Here is a 21,360-nt window from a genome sequence, read left to right as displayed (position 1 = left end):
AACAGAGCAATTACACGAAAAAAGCCGGGAACCTCTACATGATGTAGAAGTCCCGGCTTTGTGTCATTTTAGAGCCAATATAACTTTATTCATGTTTGGTGTTGAGCGGCTTGAGATTGGCTTCAATCGATGCGCGGCGCGGCTCCAAGAATGGAGGCAATGCCAGCGATTCACCCAGAAACTCTAATTCCTCGTCGGTGTCAAAGCCGGGTCCATCGGTAGCCAATTCAAACAGAATGCCATTCGGCTCACGGAAGTACAAGGAACGGAAATAAAAGCGATCTACAAAACCAGAGTTGGAAATTTGCAGTTGCCCAATACGGTCTACCCACTGTTTGAGCTCTTCCTCGGTTTCAACACGGAAAGCGACGTGATGCACACTGCCGCGTCCTGGTCGCTCTTGTGGCAAATCGTTGCGCTCTTCCAGATGAACTTCAGTTCCTGTACCGCCTTCACCTGTTTCGTAGATAACCACATCCGGTTGTCCGGCAACAGGGGAAGGGTAGGAGCCTTTTTTACGGAAGCCCATCACTTGTTCAAGAATAAGAATGGTATTTTCCGCTTTGGGAATGGTCAGATGAACCGGACCAAGTCCAACGATGCCGTATTCCGCAGGAACAGGGCTTTTCTCCCAAGGCGTACCGCCGCGCACTCCGTTGTCATGCTCATCTGAAACGAGGAAGAAGCGTTGTCCTTCAAAATCCTCGAACGAAAGCGCCAAGCGTCCTGCTTGATCTATAATTTCGCCATGCTTCACATCCAGCTGCTCGAAGCGGTTTTTCCAATAATTCAACGCCTTGTCGTTCGGTACACGCAGAGAGAGCGCTGAAATACTGTTATTCCCTGTACGCGTTTGTCCCGCATGTGGAATTTCAAAGAAAGTGACTTCCGTACCCGCGGTTCCACGCTCATCTCCATAAAAGAGGTGATACACACTAACATCGTCCTGGTTCACCGTTTTCTTGATCAACCGAAGTCCCAATACCTGAGTATAAAAATCAACATTTTTAGCCGCTGCCGCTGTAATCGCTGAAACGTGATGCAATCCTAACAGTTTCATATTATTTGCCCTCCTTGGTTTTTATATGATTAGGTTTTTCAAAGCAAAATAAACCGTCGTCGTAAATTTTTCTTTATATTTATTATCTTGATATTAAGATATATTATTTTTGATTGTTTGTCAACATGAATTGCGATCTTGCTACAATACAGTTTCTTGATGGACAAAAATTGAATTCGAAATAATGCAAAAGCAGATACAATAAAGGATCATATAACCCGACATAGAAATGGACATTTTATGATTTAAAGGGGTGTACGCGATGTATACGGATAAGGATTTAACGATTAGACCTGTTACGGAAGAAGATTTATATGCGCTTTGGACATTAACTTACAAGGAAGAAGCACCAGAATGGAAGCAATGGGATGCACCTTATTATGACCATAAGACGCTTTCTTTTGATGATTATTTAAAAGAGAAGGAAAAGCGAATCGGGCAAGATGACTTTTGGCTCATTGAAGTGGAAAGCAAGGTCATTGGATCTGTGAGCTACTATTGGGAGCATAAGCCTTCGCAATGGCTTGAAATGGGAATAGCTATCTATGATTCGGGGTATTGGAGCGGTGGCTATGGTACGAGAGCACTTCGATTGTGGATCACGCATTTGTTTAATACATTGCCTTTAGTAAGAGTAGGTTTTACAACCTGGTCAGGAAACCAGCGGATGATGAAGGTTGGAGAGAAGCTGGGCATGACCCTGGAAGCCAGACTACGCAAATGCAGATATTATAATGGAAAGTATTATGATTCGATCCGAATGGGGCTTTTACGGGAAGAGTGGAGTCGTCATGTTCTGTGAAAAAGACCTTTCTAGGCATAAAAAGATGACCTCTGAATGTGATCAGGAGTCATCTTTTTGACGCTGATGGGTATTTTGCTTGCTTATTTTTAGGTGCAACTACTCTGATTCTCGAAGTCGCTCCACAATACTTTGTTTGTTATTCATAGAATAGACTGCTACTGGTATCAGTATCCCAAGCAAGAACAGTAAAGGCAACAAGACCAGAAGTGGCCAAAGTATAAAGTGATAGCTTAAAAGCCATAGCAAGCTGCAAAACGGTTTTACAATCAAAAGAGAAAATAAGATTGCCAATAGAATAGAGGTCAGGCTAGTGGCGAAAACATAATACAGTCCTTCATAAATCAGCATTCCCCGCAATTGCCGTTTAGTCATGCCTATGCTCTGCAACATAGCAAATTCATTGCGCCGGGTCAGTATGCTGGTTAAAATCGCATTTACAAAGTTCAGGATACCTATCAGGCTAATAATCAAGCTAAGCGTGCCACCGATCAACTCAACAGTGGTTTGCATACCTGATAAAGCGTCCTTTGACGTAATTTTGGATTCGTAGTTCATCATCGGTTCGATTGTTTCAGTATAGCGCTTCAAAAAGCTCTGCATTGACGCTTCCTGATTTGAGGATACATTAAAGGCGTAGCTCATCACAGCAGGCTCTTTTACAAGTGATTTGTATATTTCCGCCGGGAGGTAAAAGCTATTATAGCTCGAAAGGCGATTCGAATTGGTGGATTTGATACCCACATGACCAAGCACTGTAAACTTTTGTGTAATATACTCTCTACCCAATGGAGCATCATCTACTGTTCTCACATAACTATGCAAAATAACGTTCTCGCCCACTTTATGATGAATGCTTTCCATGTAAGGTTTGTCGTTGTCGTTCAGTTCGACTCCCTCCAGGATATACTTACCGGAAGCTAGTTTCTTAAAGTCAAGCTCGCCATCAATCAATTGCAGCCGATGCAAGGGTAAATCTTCGAGCCCATACACGTCTACAAGGAAGTTGCCGCGAGCGTCAGTGTTCTGGGTATCATCCGTGATTCCCTTTGTATTCTCGGCCGTGAAAGCTGTTGGGTCACCGTACAATCGACCGCCTTCTTCGAAGCCTGGTTGTGCCTGTACAGCCTTAATAAAGCTTTCGGTGGTCCCATTTTCTTGCCCACTAAAACTGGTGGGAACCTGGAAATATTCAGCATGGGCAATGAGAAAATCGGTATCATTAAATTTGGCTAAAAATTTATCCATATCAAAGCTCTGGGATAGTGTGAAGGCAGTGTTCAGAAGGACCAAGCTTAAAGAAAGACTTATAACCACTAAAACAGTGCGTTTTTTATTACGCCCCAAATTGGAACGAGCCATGAGGTGTATTTTTGCACCTCCGGTTGATTTTTTCAGCTTACCATTGCTCTTGTTTACTCCACCTGTGTATCTGACTGCTTCTACCGGCGATACGGACGAGGCAACTCTGCCTGGCTTGAAAGTGCTGATCATTACGGTAATGAGGGCGAACAAAGCCGATCCTATAAAAATCCATGGGTTGGGGGATACCGATACCTCGGTACCGTTATATACACTCATATTTATGATAAAAGGCACGAGTGATTTACCAATAAAAAAACCTGCTATCAATCCGATCGGGATTCCTAGCGCTGATAGAATCAGTGCTTGTCTACGAATAATCCGGCGTATTTGCTTGCGGCTTGTACCGATCGTCTTTAAGAGACCGTAAAAACGGATATCTCGCATCACTGATATTTGGAAAATATTATATATAATCAAATAACCAGTAAACATGATCAGTAACAGGGCAGAAGTTAACGCTATGATGGTCTCTGTATCTAAACTAAAATTAGTCGAGATGTATGCCCAATTTACATTATTCGCGATATAGTTCGGTGCATCTTCGTCAAGTGAATAACCGCTTTCGGTAATCACTTTATTGAGCTTTCCTCGCAAATCAAAACTATTATCGAACATCATATACGCACTAATGGTTCCTGTATGGAAGTGATCCTTTTTATAGTTGCTTTGTAATTCCTTGGCATGAGCATCGATATAGGCTTTAGAAGCAAATATTTGCCCTACGTTAACCACAGGGTCACTTTTCCACCAGCCGGAGAGGATAAAATCACGCTGTACTTTTTTACCTCGTAAGTCAAGCTTTAGCCTCAAAGGTGCTCCAACCTCCAGTGGAACCCCCAATAGCTGCAACGTCTTGGAGTCTGCAATTACTTCGTTTTTCGCCACAGGCTTGTGCCCCGCATTAAGTTCAATTAAACCAAGCTTCAACCCTACATCATCGTAATACCAGAATTCCGTATGGCGTTTTAGGAATTTGTCGTTTATAACTCTGTCGCTTAATATACGGTTATAAGCTATTTCCTTGATCAATGGATGATCCTTGACATGATTAAATTCATCATCCGTTATATATTTGAGTACGGCATGTCCATCTCCACCGGACTGTCGCATAGTTGCCCGCTGTAAGTTTTCCATAGCACCAAGCCCCAAGGTGTACAACGTTGTAAATAACAATGAAGTGAGCGCTATGGCAACAATGGCAAAGAGGTTACGGGCTTTGTTTACTTTGAAGCTCTTATCTGCCAGATTACGAATCGTTTTTTTATTTCTAACCTGAATCATTTGCCTTCACCACCGACCATTTTACCGTCCTCAATCCGTATAATCCGGTCTGCCATTTGCGCAATTTCCTCGTTGTGCGTAATCATCACCATCGTTTGTTGGAACTGTTGACTGGATACTTTGATGAGCCCCATCACATCCAGACTGGTTTTACTATCCAGGTTTCCAGTGGGTTCATCTGCCAGGACAATGGCGGGTTTGGCTGCCAGTGCTCTGGCAATGGCTACACGCTGCTGCTGGCCTCCTGAAAGATGGTTGGGCAGATTATTCAGCTTATGGTCAAGGCCCAAGGTATGTACAATTTTATCTATGTGGGTTTTGTCCGGTTCTTTACCATCCAGTTCAATAGGAAGCACAATATTTTCGTAGACATTTAAAACAGGCACTAGGTTGTAATTTTGAAATACGAAGCCAATTTTCCGTCTGCGAAATATAGTCAATTCTTCATCTTTCAATGTGAAAATATCTTTACCGTCAATCGTAACGTTTCCACTTGTCGGACGATCGAGTCCACCCAGCATATGGAGAAGGGTAGATTTGCCGCTCCCGGACGTACCGACAATGGCCACAAATTCTCCGCTTTCCACCTCCAGGTTCACCCCATCTAGGGCATGAACAGCAGTATCCCCGTTACCATAATACTTCTTCAACTCCTGAGTTTTTAACAGAGTCATTCATTTCTCCTCCATGAAAAATAGTCTGTATCACCATACTTCGCAATACAGACTTTACCATATGAATCTTTCTACAATCTTTCTGAAATCTAACAGTGTTGTAAGAATTACTTGTCTATGGGGAGAAAAATCGAGAAGGTGGAACCACTGCCGCGGCGTGACCATAGTTTGATGTATCCGCCCCCAGCTGAAACAATTTCTCTTGCTAAAAATAGTCCAATCCCGACACCTTCTTGCGAGATTACAGTTTGTGACCGATAGAAACGCTTGAAAATCTTGCTGTGTTCTTCTTCTGCAATCCCAATGCCATTATCAGTAATATCAATCCGGCAGAATAAATCATAAGCACTCACTCTAATAAATATATTCCCGCTCATTTCTGTATATTTGACGGCGTTATCCAAAATATTATAGATTGCCTCAACCGTCCATTTTAAATCAAAAGAAGCCTGAATTTCTTTACTCTCCATAGTAATCGAAATCCCTTTAGCGTTTGCCTTCGGCATAATTTGCTCCAGTGCAGTAGTTAGTAGCCTTTGAACTGACTCCTGCCTTGACGACAATTTGATAATCCCTGTTTCAAGCCGTGATGTTTTTAATAAGGAATGGATCAGGAAATGAAGCTTTTCGGCTTGTGTGGATAAAGCTTTTACACAAGTGGAACCTTCCGGTGGCAAATCATATTCACTAAGCAGTTGTGAGTAGAGGAGGATGTTAGCAATAGGTGTTTTCGTTTGATGCGAGATATCAGAAATAAGCTCGTTTATTTTATTTTTTTCTGCCAACAAATTTTTCGAGGAAACGGAGCAAATAGAAAGAAATTGCGCAAGCTTGGCCTCTACTGCTGATAAGACGGATTCGTCAAAAACATGCTCTGAAAACTCTCCACTAATTGCAGCTTCAATCATATGATCCATAGTTTTCATTGTTTTATGTACGTTCTTACGATAGAGAAGAATGGTAACCCCGGCTATGAAAAGAGCAGTAATAGCAATTCCAAAACACGCATAATTCAGGATCGTCATTCATTTCACCGCCCAAGTGTAGCCGATACCGTACACAGTCTTAATGTACAGAGGAGAGGAAGGATGGTCCTCCAGCTTGTCACGTAGCCTTTTTATGGTGACTGACAACGCATTTTCGCCCACATACTCAGCGCCATCTGTCCAGATGCTGTCTACCAAATGATCACGCGAAACGGTATTTCCTCGATTGTTGATTAGGATGCGCAACAATTTTTGCTCCGTTTTACTTAGTTCAATAGGTGTACCATTCTTAATAAATTCCATTCTCTCGAATGAAAAAGAAAAATTGTCTAGCTGAATGGAGTCCGCAAGCGAGTATCTGGATTTCTTTAGCTGAACACCAACCCTTGCTCTCAGTACCATCAGACTGAAAGGCTTGGTGATGTAGTCGTCAGCCCCCAGTTCAAAACCAGTGACGATATCTGTTTCCATGTCATTCGCAGTCAGAACGATGACGGGAATCATTGTTTTTTTTCGTAAATGGGTTAAAAGATCGAGTCCATTCCCATCCGGCAAGTTTATATCAAGAATCACTAGGTCAAAGGTAGTGACGTTCAATTGCTCTTTTGCAGCAGCTATGTCATACGTTTGCACAAATACGTTGTTAGGTTCTTTGAGGGCAAGAACAATACCGTTACTCAAGGCGATATCATCCTCGACAATTAATATGTGATTCATCATTCTCCTCCTATTTTTTTAATTCATCAAGTTAATGAATCTCGAATTCCAAGAATTGCTTACAGTAAAAATGAGAAACGGGTAATCCTAAATCTTCCATCCCTATTTTACAGGATATTGCTCTTATTCGCTCATTCACTCTTCAGACTATTCAGGTTTTGCTAACACCTTTTTTGACATGGCTTATTCATTGCAAAAAATTTGACAGATACAATATCACTGATATAATTTATCCTAGTTGTTTTGATAATGATTATCATTATTGGAGGGGAGGACAGGGCCGAAGCTTGGTACAGGTTATTGGACAGGCTCCCTTAGTTAGAAATGAAATTGCGCTATTTAATACTGGCTTTTATCGTACTGGCCTTCGCCTCGGTGTTTATCGGTGTGCATGATGTAACTCCACTTGATTTGTTCCACTTATCCAACGATCAAACGCAGGTGCTCCTGATTAGCAGATTCCCACGCTTGGTCAGCATCATTATCGCAGGGGCGAGTATGAGTATCTGCGGGCTGATCATGCAGCAGCTTACCCGGAATCGGTTTGTTTCGCCGACCACCGCAGGCACGATGGATGCGGCACGATTAGGTGTGCTGATGGCTATTATGGTGTTTGGAGCGGCGGGATTTTGGACGAAGATGCTGACGGCTTTTGGATTTGCTCTAGGAGGAACCCTGATTTTCATGAAGATACTGGATAAAATCCGTTTTAAGGACCCGGTATTTATCCCGCTTGTCGGTTTGATGTTTGGAGGCATTTTAAATTCGGTGACGACTTTTTTTGCTTACAAATACAATCTGATTCAGGGCATTTCTTCGTGGATGCAGGGGGATTTTTCTCTCATTATGAGTGGTCGCTACGAAATGCTGTATCTCAGTGTTCCTTTGGTCGCGTTGGCGTACATATATGCGAACCGTTTTACAATTGCAGGCATGGGCGAGGATTTTGCAGCCAATTTGGGCGTACATTACAAGCGCACTGTCAATGTTGGTTTGGTGATCGTGGCTTTGGTGTCCTCTGTTGTTATCTTAACCGTCGGGACGATTCCCTTTTTGGGGCTGGTTGTACCCAATCTGGTCAGTATGTACATGGGGGATAATCTGAAAAAAAGCCTAGCACATACAGCGATCTTGGGTGCCGTGTTTGTGCTGTTTTGCGATATTTTGGGACGGGTGATCATTTACCCATATGAGATTTCTGTAGGGCTTACGGTTGGTGTAATCGGGAGCGCGTTGTTCTTGTATTTGCTGCTGAGGAGAAGGGCTTATGAATCCTAAATTAAAAATCGGAATATTAGCCGCTGCCGCACTTGTGTTGATTGCTGCTTTTGTGTTTATAGATCTTCCGCACACCTGGCATTACGCGCTGCCACGACGATTGAAAAAGGTCGCAGCCTTCATTCTGACAGGTGGCTCCATTGCTTTTGCGACTGTTATTTTCCAAACGGTCACGAATAACAAGATTTTGACCCCGGGTATTATCGGGCTGGATTCACTGTACATGCTGATTCAGACGACGATTATTTTTGCATTTGGTTCTGTACCGCTGATTTCGACCAGCAAAGAATTAAACTTTTTGCTGTCGGTGGGGATGATGGTGCTGTTCGCGGGTTTACTATACAAGTTAATTTTCCGCAAGGATGGACGGGGGATTTATGTACTTCTGCTGATCGGTCTGGTGTTTGGTACATTGTTCAACAGCCTGTCTACCTTTATGGAGGTGCTGATTGATCCGAACGAATTTGCGAAAATTCAGGACAAGAGCTTTGCCAGCTTTAGTAATGTAAACACCGAACTGTTATGGCTTTCTGTATTCGTGCTCGTGCTCGTATTTGCTTATGCGTGGAGATTTATTAAGTACCTGGACGTGCTGTCGCTCGGACGGGAGCATGCGATTAATTTAGGGCTTCCTTACAGTTATATCATCAAAAGATTGCTGATTATTGTAGCGATTCTCATCTCCATATCCACGGCACTTGTTGGACCGATCACATTTCTCGGATTAATTGTGGCCAATGTGGCTTATCAGGTGATGAAGACGTATCAACACCGTTATATAATTCCGGCCTCCATCTTTGTTAGTGTTATCGCATTGGCAGGATGCCAGCTGCTGGCAGAGAGAGTATTCGACTTGTCGACAACAGTCAGCGTCATTATTAACTTTATCGGGGGGGTGTACTTCCTGTACCTTTTGCTGCGGGAAAATAAATCATGGTAGAAGTCAAAAACGTAACCAAACGCTACGGGAATAAAAATGTGGTGGAGCAGGTATCCGTCACTGTACCTAAAGGCACCATTACCTCCTTTATTGGACCTAATGGCGCTGGAAAAAGCACCTTGTTGTCGATGATTAGTCGCCTAACTGACAGTGATGAGGGAGAAATCCTGATTGACGGGCAGGCCGTGAGCCTGACGAAAAGTGAGGAGCTAGCCCGGAAGATATCCATTTTAAAACAGACCAATGATGTCAACATCCGCTTAACCGTAAAGGAGCTGGTCAGCTTCGGCCGTTTTCCGTATTCCAAGGGCAGATTGAACAGCGAGGATCGTAAAATGGTGGAGCAGTCTATGGCTTACATGGGATTGGAGGATATGAAGGACAAGCATATTGATTTGCTCAGTGGAGGACAGCGGCAGCGGGCTTTTATTGCTATGATTCTGGCACAGGACACGGAATACATCCTGCTGGATGAGCCGCTGAACAATTTGGATATGAAGCATTCGGTTCAGATTATGAAGACGCTACGCAATTTAGTGGATGATCTGGGCAAAACGATTCTGGTGGTGCTTCACGATATTAACTTTGCTTCCTGTTATTCGGACCATATTGTCGGGATGAAGAATGGCAGATTGCTAAAGCAAGGAACGGCTGACGAGATGATAGATAGTCAGGTATTAAAAGATTTGTACGATATGGATATTCCGATTCAACAGATCGGTGATCATAAAATTTGTGTGTACTTCACTTAGGGGGAATGTAAAATGAAGAAAAATTTGATGTTTTTAACACTGATGCTTGCATTGGTACTGATCGTATCGGCCTGTGGCAAAGCGGCTCCGGCAACACAAGAAGCGACTGGGAACGGCTCCTCGACTGCAACAACGGAATCCAAAACCGTCTCGGTCAAACACGCACTCGATGAGAATCCAGTCCAAGTCAAAGTCAATCCGAAAAATGTTGTTGTTTTTGATTTTGGTTCATTGGATACGTTGGATAAGCTAGGAGTAGACGTTGCGGCGGTAGCGCAGCAGGATCTTCCTACGTATTTGAGCAAATATAAAGATTCCAAATATGCAAGTGCGGGTACGCTGTTTGAGCCGGATTATGAGAAAATCAGTGATCTCTCTCCTGAACTGATCATTATCGGCGGCAGACAAGCTGATGCATATAAAGAGTTGAGCAAAATTGCACCGACTATTTCGATGGCTGTAGACACCAAGGATTATATCAATTCCTTTAAGAAAAACGTTGAAACCTTGGGTCAAATCTTCGATAAAGAGGATGCTGCCAAACAGGAACTGGCTGCGATTGATAGCTCCATTAAGGCTGTACATGACAAGGCGGTAGCGAGCAAGGCTAAAGGTTTGATCGTACTGACGAACGAAGGAAGCCTGAGCGCATATGGCTCACAATCCCGCTTCGGTATCATTCATGATGCTTTTGGCGTAACTCCTGTAGATCCTGACATTAAAGTATCCACGCATGGACAAAAGGTTTCTTTTGAATATGTACAGCAAAAAAATCCAGATTATATTTTTGTCGTTGACCGTGGGGCTGTGGTGATCGAGGAAGGCAAGGAACAGGTTACAGGTAAACAAACCATTGAGAATGAACTGGTGAAGAAAACCAATGCATATAAAAATGGACATATTGTATACCTTGATCCTAACTACTGGTACCTGTCAGGTAATGGTCTGGAATCCGTATCTGAAATGATCAAGGAAATAGATGCTGCACTGTAATGCATACATTCACATCATGGGGGACTGCGTAAGATGAAAGGTCATGTAGATGAAATTTCATTAGATGGGTATCTTCTACACATCTATACACCTCCCGTATCTGTGAATCATAATGAGCTGTATCCTGTGCTGTATGTACAGGATGGCAGCTCTTTATTTCTAAGCGGGTTGGATGAGCTGGAAAGAGGTTTTTCTACGGGAGAGCTGCCCCGTGTGATACTGGTGGGCATTCAGCCCGTGAATCGGCTGGACGATTATACGCCTTGGAAGGCAGCTGCTTTAGTAGAGGGAAGACCTGCTTTTGGCGGTGGCGGAGATGCCTATCTGGCGTTTGTGGTTACAAAAGTAATGCCCTATGTTGAGGCAAAATATCCAGTGCAAACTGGGCTGGAGCATACAGGGCTGATCGGTGCTTCGTTGGGTGGACTGATTTCCATGTATGCGGCCTTCCAGTATACGCATATATTTGGACGCATTGGTTCGATCTCGGGCTCATATTGGTTTCCTGGTATGATCGATTATATGCAATCTGCATCATTTGCTACTGTAATGGCCGGGACACACCGGGTATATATCTCTGTCGGGACCCGTGAAGGGGAAGGGAAGACGAATGTACAAAAAGACATGGTTCCGCTGACCCTTCAGGCACACGAGGTGCTCCTGACACAGGGACTTGACACAAAAGATGTGCTGCTTGAGCTTGATCAAGATGCGGTGCATCGTGTAGATTGTTTTCAGCGTCAGTTTCCTAAGGCCATTCAATGGTTTTTCGGATAGCTTCTAAGGGAATACGAATTTCATACAACAACTTCAAAGGATTGGAGAGCGTGGAGTCTCTATGTCTTTGGGGTTGTTTTTTTTGTATGTATTTTTCGTATAATAGAGAAATGTTAAAAATTTAAAGTTATACGTCATTGAAGTGAGGGGAGACAACGATGAAGAAAAACCGTCTGGGAGCTTCGGATTTGCTGGTAGGTGAGATTGGCTTGGGATGTATGTCGGTCGGTACGGAGGAGCAGCAAGCTGTTTACTTGATCCATGAAGCGTTAGACAGGGGCGTAAATCTGTTGGATACGGCCGATTTGTACCAGCATGGACGCAATGAAGAAATTGTGGGGGCAGCCATCCGTGGACGGCGCCAGGATGTCATCCTGGCGACCAAGGTCGGCAATCGGCGTATACCGGGGCAGGAGGGCTGGGGATGGGACCCGTCGAAGAAATATATCCTGTCAGCCGTGAAAGAAAGTCTGCGCCGCCTGGGAACGGACTATATCGACCTGTATCAGTTGCACGGAGGGACGATTGATGATCCGATCGATGAAACCATTGAGGCTTTCGAGCAACTGCAGCAGGAGGGTGTCATCCGCTACTATGGTATTTCTTCCATTCGCCCGCATGTCATCCGTGAATATGTGGAACGCTCGAATATCGTTAGTGTTATGAATCAGTATAGCTTGCTGGATCGGCGTGCAGAGGAAGAAGTACTGTCTTTGCTTCAGGAGCGGGGAATTAGTGTGATTGCACGTGGACCCGTGGCGAGCGGCGTATTGGCTGACAAGGGTGAAGAAAAGGCAGCGAAGGGATACCTAGACTACGAAGAAGCAGAGCTGCTGGACGTGCGTAAGCAATTAAAAGCATTTGCAGGGGCGGACCGTAGTATGGAGCAGACAGCGATCCGTTATAGCCTGTCTCATCCGGCTGTCGCGGCTGTGATCCCGGGTGCAAGCTCTTTGGGGCAATTGGAGCATAATATATCCGCTGCCGACATTGCGCCGCTAACTGAGCACGAGCGAGAGACGCTACAGCATATCAGCCGAGCCAATCGTTATGATGCGCAATACCGCTGATCCGAGCCACAATAGTATAAGTGAAGTATACGCTCGAACATGTACTCATCCCAGTTGCAATATATAAAAGAATCATTACAATATAGGAATAAGCCTGATTTATCATTCATATGTGAATGTGAAGATATTATCAATTCACTCTAGGAGGGACCAACGAATGGAACGTATCGAATCTGAGCAGCAATATCAGGATTTAATTAACGGTGACGGTCTAACCGTCGTGAAATTTGATACCAGCTGGTGTCCAGATTGCAAGACGCTGGATAAATTTATGGACGGCATTATGAAGGAGAACGCGGATAAGCGTTTCTTTGCGCTTGATGCCGAGAAGTTTCAGCCGATTGCTGAAGAAAATCAAGTACGCGGCATTCCGAGCCTGCTCGTGTTCCGTAATGGCGAGAAAATTGCTCATTTGCACAGCAAATATGCCAAAACGCCAGCTCAAGTTTCGGAATATCTGACTACGCTGGAATCCAAACAGTAATCAGTACGCATGGTAGATAGATCAGGACGATCTACCCAAGCCCGCAAAATAGCAAAAGGGATATCCAAGGCTGACCTTAAGGCCACTTGGATATCCCTTTTTGGTTATAGGATACCAAACAATGATTACAAAATAATGAAAAAGAACACAGCCGCCAGCACGAAACGATAGATGGCAAACGTAGTCAAGCTCAAGCGCTTGAGCAGACCGAGGAACGTTTTGATTGCCAGCATCCCGACGATAAAGGCAGTAATAAAGCCGGCTGCGAACACCGGGAAATCACTCATAGACAGATGATCCATACTTTTAATCATATCAATCCCCGATGCACCCAGCATGACAGGAACAGATACGAGGAATGTAAATTCTGCGGCTGCCGTATGGCTTACACGTGCGAATAGGCCCCCAGACATAGTTGAGCCTGAACGAGAGAAGCCTGGCCACAGAGCTAGGACTTGGAACACACCGATGGTAAATGCTTGTTTGTACGTGATCTCATCCAACGTATGTGATCTAATAGGCGGATGGAATTTTTCAGCCGCGATCATGAGCAAGCCCCCGATGACCAAACTGTACAAAACCGTTTCAGGACCAAACAAGTATTGCTTGATCACATCACGGAACAGTACACCAATTACTCCCGCAGGGATCATGGCTAAAATAATATGTAACAGGTTTAGACGTGGCTGGGATGAGATTTTGCGTCTGAAATCAAACAAGCTAAGGAATCTGCGCCAGTATAATACAACGACCGCCATCACAGCACCTAATTGTACGATAACCTCAAATGTTTTGACCGTATCATTCTCGGTGTTCAACCCTAGAAGATCAGCCGTAAGGATCATGTGACCCGTCGAAGAGACCGGCAAAAACTCTGTCAGCCCTTCAATAATACCCATAATAATAGATGATAAAATATCCAATTTACTAGCTCCTCCTTACACGCATGTAGGGCAAACAACCTGAGTCGTTTGCCCTAAAAATATGTCATTTCAGTAGGAGTGAACGCAAGTGCCAAGTGCAGTATGCTGGTCGCTCAGATCACAAAGTTCACTCCTGGGAAGAAGTGTCCGACTCCATTTCCGAGATCGGGGATTTGTGGTGTAAAATAATTTCCACCCGACGAATACGATTTTTACCCATTTCACGAATGATAAATTTCACATCATCTTCTATGAATTCCTTGCCCTGTCTCGGTTCCGGAACCCGGCTATACACCCACCCTCCGACAGTATCCACGTCTTCATCGTCCAATGTCAAGCCCGTCAGATCACTCAGATCGGAAAGCATCACTTTACCATCCATCAAATAACTGTTCTCCGTCAGTTTCTCGATTTCCTTCCGTTCATCCTTATCAAATTCATCCCGAATTTCGCCAACAATCTCCTCCAGAATGTCCTCAATGGTAATCAGACCAGAGGTTCCACCATATTCATCGACCAGGAGAGCGATATGAACCTGCTCCTTCTGCATACGTTTCAACAGCGTGTTGACGGGAATAACTTCCGGAACGGTCAAGATCGGTTGAATCAGGCTATCGAAAACAAGCTCGGGATTGCGATCATACTCAAGGAATAGCTGCTTGGTATTAATCATACCAATGATCTGATCCTTGCTGTCTGTCGCTACCGGAAAACGGGTATACTGTTCTTCGTGAATAGTCTGCATGTTTTCTTTGAGCGAGCGATTCGTAAACAAGCATACCATATCTGTACGTGGCACCATAATTTCTTTGGCAACGGTCTCGTCAAAAGCGAAGATACGATTTACGTAGCCATATTCGGTGTTATTGATCTTACCACTTTCCACGCTTTCGGACAAAATGATCTGAATTTCTTCCTGAGAGTGCGCTTCTTCATGCTCAGTAGCCGGTTGAAGACCGAACAGACGAACCAGGCGATTGGCCGAGCCGTTAAGGAGCCAAATAAACGGATACATAATCCGGTTAAACCACACGATGACTGGAGAGGTTAACAGGCTGACAGCTTCCGCTTTGCGGATCGCCAATGTTTTGGGAGCCAGTTCGCCGATCACCACGTGCAGGTAAGTTACAATGACAAATGAAATAATAAAGGCCAGGATATGTGAAAACTCCCCATTGATGTTGAGCTGTTGAAAGAGAGGCTCCAGCAGTTTGACTACAGTTGGTTCACCGAGCCAACCGAGTCCTAACGCTGTAATCGTAATACCAAGCTGACAGGCAGACAGGTAGCCGTCCAGATTATTGACGACTTTTTGTAGCGCCAGTGCGTTTTTACGGTTCTCCACCACCAGCTGATCTACCCGGCTGGAACGGATTTTAATAATCGCAAACTCGGTAGCCACGAAGAAAGCACTAAATAAAATCAACACCGCAAACAAAAATAGACTGACACCTATACCCATATAATTTTCACTCATCCCTTTTTCGTTCAATTTTTTAAGGAACTATATTTTGAGTTCACTTGAACTTATTTTAAGAACTTAAAAGAAAATATACAAGGTTCATATGGAATCGTAGCAGGTCACCTACCTCTAATTTACACGAAAAATAAGGCAAAATAGTACCCGCACGGCTCATTGCTTCACTTTACAAGCCTAGTTTAAGGGCGTATGATGAGTTCTAATGAACTTGAAATGCAATAAAGGGAGGAAAGCAGATGGAGTCTTTTACCCTCACTCGCCGTGATATGGCCCATTTGTTGCTGGCCATGGAAGGCCGCAGCGAATTGCAGCCTTTGGCTGTTCTTCAGGACGCCTGGAGGCGCACTCATAGCCATCTTGCCCGTTCCGGTAGTACCATGCCGACATTTCTATATACCGAAGTGACGCCTGTGCTGGATAAAATCATCAAGGGCAAGCACAGCGCAGCCTTTTCGCTGCAGGAGATCGTTTCTTTAGGCCAACTGGTGGAATATAGTCATGTCTCACTGGCCTCTATGCAAAATTGGGTCAAACGTGATTTCAAGGAGTTCCTCGGCGCTCCGAAAATCGGCAAAAAATACTCAGTCAACCAGGCTGCTATATTGCTCATCGTGGAAGATTTAAAATCATGTCTTGATTTTGAATCTATCCGTCAGCTATTTTATATCCTGTTCCAACAGCCAGAAGATGATACGGATGATCTGATTCAGCCGGTCGATTTGTACGCTGCATATTCAACTTTATTTGAAGAGCTGGATGCGAACGGAGACCAACTGCTTGATGTGGCAGGAGCAGGGTATGCAAAAGACAACGGAATTTCTGCTACAGGACAGAAACGTCAGGAAGCTGCGACAGAAGAACTGCTGGTACAAGCCGCAGATCAATATACTTGTCGTTTGCAGCATTTGACCCCTAACCAGTGTGAAGCAGTGCGTAATACTTTGCTGGTGGCAGCGGTATCGGTGCAAAATAGTTATTTTTTGTCGATGGCACGTCGGTATGTGAATGCCACGTTGTTTCTGGATTTTCAAGGATAGATCAGGATTGGCGCAAGAAGCCGATCCTATTTTTTTGCTCTTTTTTGAGGATTGTCTACCCTTTTGGAGACTGAAAAAGTATACAAAAGAGGTATATACACTCAAACGCTGTCAAAGATACAATAAACATATATAATCCAGCAATTGGAAAAACTTTGAATATCTCTTCCAAAGCATCTGGATACACACACAGGAGGTAATGGCATGTCCGATGTCTCCATCATCATTTGTACCCGCAACCGGATCGAAGACCTGACACGCTGTATACAATCTATTGCTGCACAGCAACAATTGGAGCATACAGCTGTAGAACTGCTGATTGTTGATGACGGCGATATTTCCGACCAACAGATTGAAGAGTACCGTCACATGGTGTCCGGATTGCCTCAAGGTGTTCTCAAATATTATAAAAAAAGTCGTCCCGGCGTTTGGTTATCCCGCTATGAGGCCTTGTCTCTCGTACGGTATGATATTGTGCTGTATTTTGACGATGATGCCGAACTGGACGATAAACTCTATATCCGGCGCTTGCTCGATACCTACGAACAGGATGACACGATTGTAGGTGTTGGAGGGATTGCAAAGGGACTACATTCAAGCCGGGCAGGAAAGCTGCTTGGCGTTTTGACTTTTCAGATGTCTTCTTCCCTTGGCAAGCTCTCGCCCAGTAGTCTGGCAGGTTCTTTGCTGCGTTGGAGCGAAGCAACCGAGACTTTTGACACTGAATTTTTCCATGGCTGCAATATGTCATTTCGGAGGGATGCGCTTCGGGACATGAAGCCGTATCCGTGGATGACCAGCTATGCGGTGGCTGACGATTTGTACATGTGCCAGTTAGCGAGTCGTTACGGCAAACTGGTGATTAATCCCGACTTAATGATCATCCATCATGAATCTCCAAGCTCGCGCGATAAGGCGGGCAAAGTAGCCAAGGCCACAGCGATTAACCACTATTATTTTCTTGCCCTGAAAAAGGCAGGATTTATCCAGTATGGAGCTCTTTTATGGACCTTAACCTACTTGATGCTCAAAGAAACGCTGCGCCGTAATTTTAACGCAGCAGATGGATACAAGCAGGGGGTGTTGTTCATTCTGAACCCGCGTAAGCAAAAATATAACGAATATTTAGGCCCGGCGGTTCAGTAATCTGCTTAATACACATTGACAGGATAAAGGGGGAGTATGATGTTAAGCTTGTCCATTGCTCTGTGCACCCGCAATCGGGTTGACGATCTGACCCGATGCATCAATTCAATTGCCATGGGGGGAGCACCAGAGGCATGTGAAACCGAGCTGTGGATTATTGATGACGGAAAACTGCCAAAGCATGTGCTGGAACGTTATGAGCATCAGTTGAGCAGAGCGGGAATTGCCTACCGATATCATCGTAAGGAGCAGCCCGGACTATGGTTATCACGTGTAAAGACGGTGGAGCTTGCGCAAGGTGACATCATTTTGTTCCTTGACGATGATGTTGAGCTGCCGAGCAACTACTTGAATGAGTTGATGCGCACCTATGAGGCGTATCCGCAGGCAGCTGGTGTTGGCGGCATAGCACAGGGAATGAGTAACAGCTTCATGGGTACAATTCGCTGCTTGTTTTCGTTCCAGCAATCTTTGTCCAAAGGGAGATTGTCCCTCAGCGGTCAGTCCGGCTCGATGTACAACTGGCATAAGGCCAAGAAGACGTTTAAGACCCAGTTTTTTCATGGTTGTAATATGTCATTTCGCCGTGATGCGATTCTAAGTCTGGAGCCGGTACCTTGGTTGCAAAGCTATAGCGTCGGCGAGGATTTATTACTTTCCCGTATCGCCATGAAAAGCGGTCCATTGTATATTAATCCGGCCCTTACGCTGCTTCACCATGAATCGCCGTCCTCGCGCGACAATATGGAACAGGTTACTTATATGCGGGTGATGAATCATATTCATCTACTACGTGACGAGGGATCTGGGCCGATCGGTTATGCAGCACTATATTGGACGACGTTGTATCAGATTTTAAGGGAGAGACCCAAAAAAAATCATAAAGCCATTCAAGGCTATAGAAGAGCACTGAAAGAGATTTTCTCAAGTACGAAGGAGCCTGTTAGCGGAGGACAGTTGTCTGAACGCAATTCAAAAAAAACGGTAGGCTGATGGAGGTGCGTCAAAAGACGCGATGTGAGCATAGAGACGAGAGGCTTAATAAGGAACAGGAGTTGGACGTAACATGAGCACATGGACAGCAGCAAGGAAAGTATTCACGGGTGACAGTCTCGCCAAAACGATCATGCGCACGAGCTTTAACAATTTTTTTGTGCTAATCGTCACGACCCTGACTTCCATCCTGACCGCACGTATGCTCGGAGTAGAGGGGAAAGGTGAACTGGCGGCTGTTCTGTTCTGGCCTACGCTGATCGGCAGTGTATTGAGCTTCGGCTTGCCAACCTCGTTAATTTATAACCTTAAGAAGAAAACAGGCACGACGGAAGAACTGCTGGCGTTGTCGCTCTGGATTCAGTTGCCTGCCAGTCTGTTGGCGGGAGCGGTGGCCTGGATATGTATGCCGCTGTGGCTGAATGGCTATGGTGCAGACATTATCCAACTGTCGCAGATTTATTGTGCGGCAGCAGTACCGTTAGCGGTGCTTACAGCACTTACGACGGCATTATCGCAAGGACTGGATCGGTTTAGCGTATATAACGGCCTGCTGTTTTACTATCCGTTACTGAATTTCATCGGTCTAGTGACCCTGTGGCTGATGGGCTTACTCAATGTACAACTGGCGGGGGCAGTGAATTTTGCCGCGAGTTTCCTTGCGCTCATGTGGGCGTTCCTCCGTTTGCGGAAGCATATGAACCTACGCGCATTTCGTCCGTTGACCAGCCGCCAAGTGCTGCGCCCTTATTATAGCTATGGAGCGCGGGTGTATGGGATGGAGTTGATGGGAACGCTGTCCACACAAACGGACAAAATCGTCATTGTGGCGCTGCTGTCACCCAAAGCGTTCGGTCTGTACTCTGTTGTCTACGCCTTGTCCCGTGTGTTCAATGTGGTGCAAAATGCCGTCACTAATGTAACCTTCCCGAAAGTGACAGGGATGGAACACAGCAAAATTGTCGAAACGGTGGGTCGTGCTTTTCGCATCTCCATGGCTGCGATGCTCATCGTCATTGTGCCAGCTCTCTTTATTGGTCGATACATGCTGGGTTTGCTGTACGGGCCCGCTTTTCTGGAAGCATCGCTAACGTTCTACCTGCTATCACTGGAATGTATTATCGGTGGTGGCTCATGGATTCTGGCTTCGGCTTTTAACGCACTCGGTCGTCCGGGACTGGTATTGTTCCGGCAAATTGTGGCCTATGCGATCACCGTCGGTCTGTTTTTTATTTGTACACCGATCTTCGGTCTGGACGGCATTGCTATTGCTTTGCTTGTAGGTGCTTGTGTACGGTTGGCGTTCTCGCTGTTCTCGTTCCCAATGTTTTTCAATGTTCCGCTATCCCGGATCATTTTTGATAAAAGTGATATTACATTTGTCTTGCAGACTATACAAAAGAAGCGCAGGAAGGGAGAACTGAAAGATGCCGAATTCGCATCCCATGGCTAAACTGAAAAATAAGCTGAGCGTCATTCTCGACGTAGTCCCTCAAGGTTCGAACATTATTTATGTCGATTATCCCGTCTATAATAACGGTGGGGACGTACTGATCATGAAAGGCACCGAAGCGTTCTTTAAGGATAATGGCATTCGTGTCCGTGCCCGTTATAGCGCCATGGATATTCCCGATCAGCTTCATATTCCGGGCGACTGGATTATCGTATGCCACGGCGGTGGCAACTTTGGCGATCTATATTCAAATCACCAAAATTTGCGGGAACGCATCGTTCGTGATTTCCCTAACCACCGAATTGTAATCATGCCGCAGACGATCCACTTCCAGTCTGAACAGAAGGCTAATGAGGTGGCGGTTCTGTTTAATGCCCACCCGGATCTACATATGTTTGTGCGGGATACACGCTCTTATCAGTGGGCTAAGGATAAACTGAACCAGTGCAGTATCACATTATGTCCTGATATGGCGCACCAGCTATGGCCATTGAAGCCGACTACGGAAACCGTGAAGGACGTATTGTACTTCCTACGTACAGATATTGAAACGGTAGGAGGACAAAAGAAATTCGATGACGAGGCTGATGCCTCACACCGTCTGGACTGGGATACTTTATTCACTCCGCTGGAAGTGAAGGGGATCGTCTATTTCCAAAAGTTTTACCGTCTGAATAAGAAAATCGGCGGCCCGTTGCCTACGCGTACATTCTGGTACAAGTACACCGACCATCTCATGAACAAGGCGGTTACGCTGTTCAGCTCTTACCGCGAGGTTCGCACTTCACGGCTGCATGGTCATATTCTGGCCTGCCTGCTTGATATGCCGCATGTTGTCATCGATAATTCTTACGGCAAGAATTCGCAATATTATAATACCTGGACACAGCCGAATCCGAAGGCGAAGCTGTTCAGTGAAGCACCCGAAGCATTAGAGCAACCGTCTTAATCGTAAGAAAAGCTATGTAAAGACCTCTTGAACACTTCAGTTTAGGAGGTTTTTGGTTCAGTGCTATAAGAACATAAGTATAATTTAATTAGATAAACAATTAAGGCAGTGAATATTTAATGGCTTTATATAGAGAGGGCGCATCATGGCTTCTCTCTCCCATACCGCTCTATTTTGACAATTCATTTCATGAATAGATA

General features: G+C 44.9%; 20 protein-coding genes. 13 read left to right on the top strand and 7 right to left on the bottom strand.

Annotated features, from left to right (window positions below; all coding sequences use genetic code 11):
- Positions 1-85: 85 nt before the first annotated feature.
- Complete coding sequence (locus tag ACUC6J_RS21085) at positions 86-1,060, bottom strand: ring-cleaving dioxygenase (protein WP_031462265.1); 975 nt, start codon at positions 1,058-1,060, stop codon at positions 86-88.
- Positions 1,061-1,322: 262 nt separating this feature from the next.
- On the opposite strand from ACUC6J_RS21085, the gene ACUC6J_RS21080 reads away from it, so the two are divergent.
- Complete coding sequence (locus ACUC6J_RS21080) at positions 1,323-1,862, top strand: GNAT family N-acetyltransferase (protein ID WP_447249381.1); 540 nt, start codon at positions 1,323-1,325, stop codon at positions 1,860-1,862.
- Positions 1,863-1,961: 99 nt separating this feature from the next.
- Here the strand turns inward: ACUC6J_RS21080 and ACUC6J_RS21075 are convergent, their stop codons facing one another.
- The 4 genes from ACUC6J_RS21075 to ACUC6J_RS21060 all read right to left on the bottom strand — a co-directional run bounded on the left by ACUC6J_RS21075 (position 1,962) and on the right by ACUC6J_RS21060 (position 6,885).
- Positions 1,962-4,508, bottom strand: a complete 2,547-nt coding sequence (locus tag ACUC6J_RS21075; RefSeq protein WP_447249380.1) for an ABC transporter permease — start codon at positions 4,506-4,508, stop codon at positions 1,962-1,964.
- A complete protein-coding gene (locus tag ACUC6J_RS21070) occupies positions 4,505-5,182 on the bottom strand; it encodes an ABC transporter ATP-binding protein (RefSeq protein WP_017425557.1) in 678 nt (225 codons plus the stop codon). Before ACUC6J_RS21070 ends, ACUC6J_RS21075 begins: the two co-directional genes overlap by 4 nt.
- A 107-nt stretch (positions 5,183-5,289) precedes the next feature.
- Positions 5,290-6,207: a sensor histidine kinase gene (locus tag ACUC6J_RS21065; RefSeq protein ID WP_193190201.1), complete on the bottom strand. Its 918-nt coding sequence runs from the start codon at positions 6,205-6,207 to the stop codon at positions 5,290-5,292.
- Entirely contained in the window at positions 6,208-6,885 is a 678-nt protein-coding gene (locus tag ACUC6J_RS21060; protein ID WP_330721219.1) for a response regulator transcription factor, read from the bottom strand.
- A gap of 324 nt (positions 6,886-7,209) precedes the next feature.
- On the opposite strand from ACUC6J_RS21060, the gene ACUC6J_RS21055 reads away from it, so the two are divergent.
- From ACUC6J_RS21055 to ACUC6J_RS21025, 7 genes are all read left to right on the top strand, one after another.
- Entirely contained in the window at positions 7,210-8,163 is a 954-nt protein-coding gene (locus ACUC6J_RS21055) for an ABC transporter permease (RefSeq protein WP_447249379.1), read from the top strand.
- Positions 8,153-9,103: an iron chelate uptake ABC transporter family permease subunit gene (locus ACUC6J_RS21050; RefSeq protein WP_126666631.1), complete on the top strand. Its 951-nt coding sequence runs from the start codon at positions 8,153-8,155 to the stop codon at positions 9,101-9,103. The genes ACUC6J_RS21055 and ACUC6J_RS21050 overlap by 11 nt, the downstream gene beginning before the upstream one ends.
- Positions 9,097-9,855, top strand: coding sequence for an iron ABC transporter ATP-binding protein (locus tag ACUC6J_RS21045; RefSeq protein ID WP_045245008.1), 759 nt, complete (start codon positions 9,097-9,099; stop codon positions 9,853-9,855). The genes ACUC6J_RS21050 and ACUC6J_RS21045 overlap by 7 nt, the downstream gene beginning before the upstream one ends.
- 12 nt (positions 9,856-9,867) lie before the next feature.
- On the top strand, positions 9,868-10,848 hold the full coding sequence (locus ACUC6J_RS21040; RefSeq protein WP_447249378.1) for a siderophore ABC transporter substrate-binding protein: 981 nt from the start codon (positions 9,868-9,870) through the stop codon (positions 10,846-10,848).
- 33 nt (positions 10,849-10,881) lie between these two features.
- Complete coding sequence (locus ACUC6J_RS21035; RefSeq protein WP_447249377.1) at positions 10,882-11,625, top strand: alpha/beta hydrolase; 744 nt, start codon at positions 10,882-10,884, stop codon at positions 11,623-11,625.
- 158 nt (positions 11,626-11,783) lie between these two features.
- Positions 11,784-12,695, top strand: coding sequence for an aldo/keto reductase (locus ACUC6J_RS21030; protein WP_025365861.1), 912 nt, complete (start codon positions 11,784-11,786; stop codon positions 12,693-12,695).
- Positions 12,696-12,852: 157 nt separating this feature from the next.
- A complete protein-coding gene (locus tag ACUC6J_RS21025; RefSeq protein ID WP_019688638.1) occupies positions 12,853-13,179 on the top strand; it encodes a thioredoxin family protein in 327 nt (108 codons plus the stop codon).
- Positions 13,180-13,304: 125 nt separating this feature from the next.
- Here ACUC6J_RS21025 and bacA read toward each other — a convergent pair whose 3' ends face one another.
- Both bacA and ACUC6J_RS21015 read right to left on the bottom strand, forming a co-directional pair.
- Entirely contained in the window at positions 13,305-14,102 is a 798-nt protein-coding gene (gene bacA / locus ACUC6J_RS21020) for an undecaprenyl-diphosphate phosphatase (RefSeq protein WP_017425548.1), read from the bottom strand.
- Between the two features lie 127 nt (positions 14,103-14,229).
- On the bottom strand, positions 14,230-15,594 hold the full coding sequence (locus ACUC6J_RS21015) for a hemolysin family protein (protein ID WP_017425547.1): 1,365 nt from the start codon (positions 15,592-15,594) through the stop codon (positions 14,230-14,232).
- A 224-nt stretch (positions 15,595-15,818) separates the two neighbouring features.
- On the opposite strand from ACUC6J_RS21015, the gene ACUC6J_RS21010 reads away from it, so the two are divergent.
- The 5 genes from ACUC6J_RS21010 (at position 15,819) to ACUC6J_RS20990 (ending at position 21,160) form a co-directional block, all read left to right on the top strand.
- Positions 15,819-16,619, top strand: a complete 801-nt coding sequence (locus tag ACUC6J_RS21010) for a DUF1836 domain-containing protein (RefSeq protein WP_017425546.1) — start codon at positions 15,819-15,821, stop codon at positions 16,617-16,619.
- A 204-nt stretch (positions 16,620-16,823) separates the two neighbouring features.
- Complete coding sequence (locus ACUC6J_RS21005) at positions 16,824-17,765, top strand: glycosyltransferase family 2 protein (RefSeq protein ID WP_447249376.1); 942 nt, start codon at positions 16,824-16,826, stop codon at positions 17,763-17,765.
- A gap of 39 nt (positions 17,766-17,804) precedes the next feature.
- Complete coding sequence (locus ACUC6J_RS21000) at positions 17,805-18,758, top strand: glycosyltransferase family 2 protein (protein WP_447249375.1); 954 nt, start codon at positions 17,805-17,807, stop codon at positions 18,756-18,758.
- Positions 18,759-18,831: 73 nt separating this feature from the next.
- Entirely contained in the window at positions 18,832-20,211 is a 1,380-nt protein-coding gene (locus ACUC6J_RS20995) for a lipopolysaccharide biosynthesis protein (protein ID WP_013373123.1), read from the top strand.
- Positions 20,186-21,160, top strand: a complete 975-nt coding sequence (locus tag ACUC6J_RS20990) for a polysaccharide pyruvyl transferase family protein (RefSeq protein ID WP_167438574.1) — start codon at positions 20,186-20,188, stop codon at positions 21,158-21,160. The genes ACUC6J_RS20995 and ACUC6J_RS20990 overlap by 26 nt, the downstream gene beginning before the upstream one ends.
- Positions 21,161-21,360 lie beyond the last annotated feature (200 nt).

The organism is Paenibacillus sp. JJ1683 (assembly GCF_053006485.1).
This window is presented reverse-complemented; position numbering and strand designations above follow the sequence as displayed.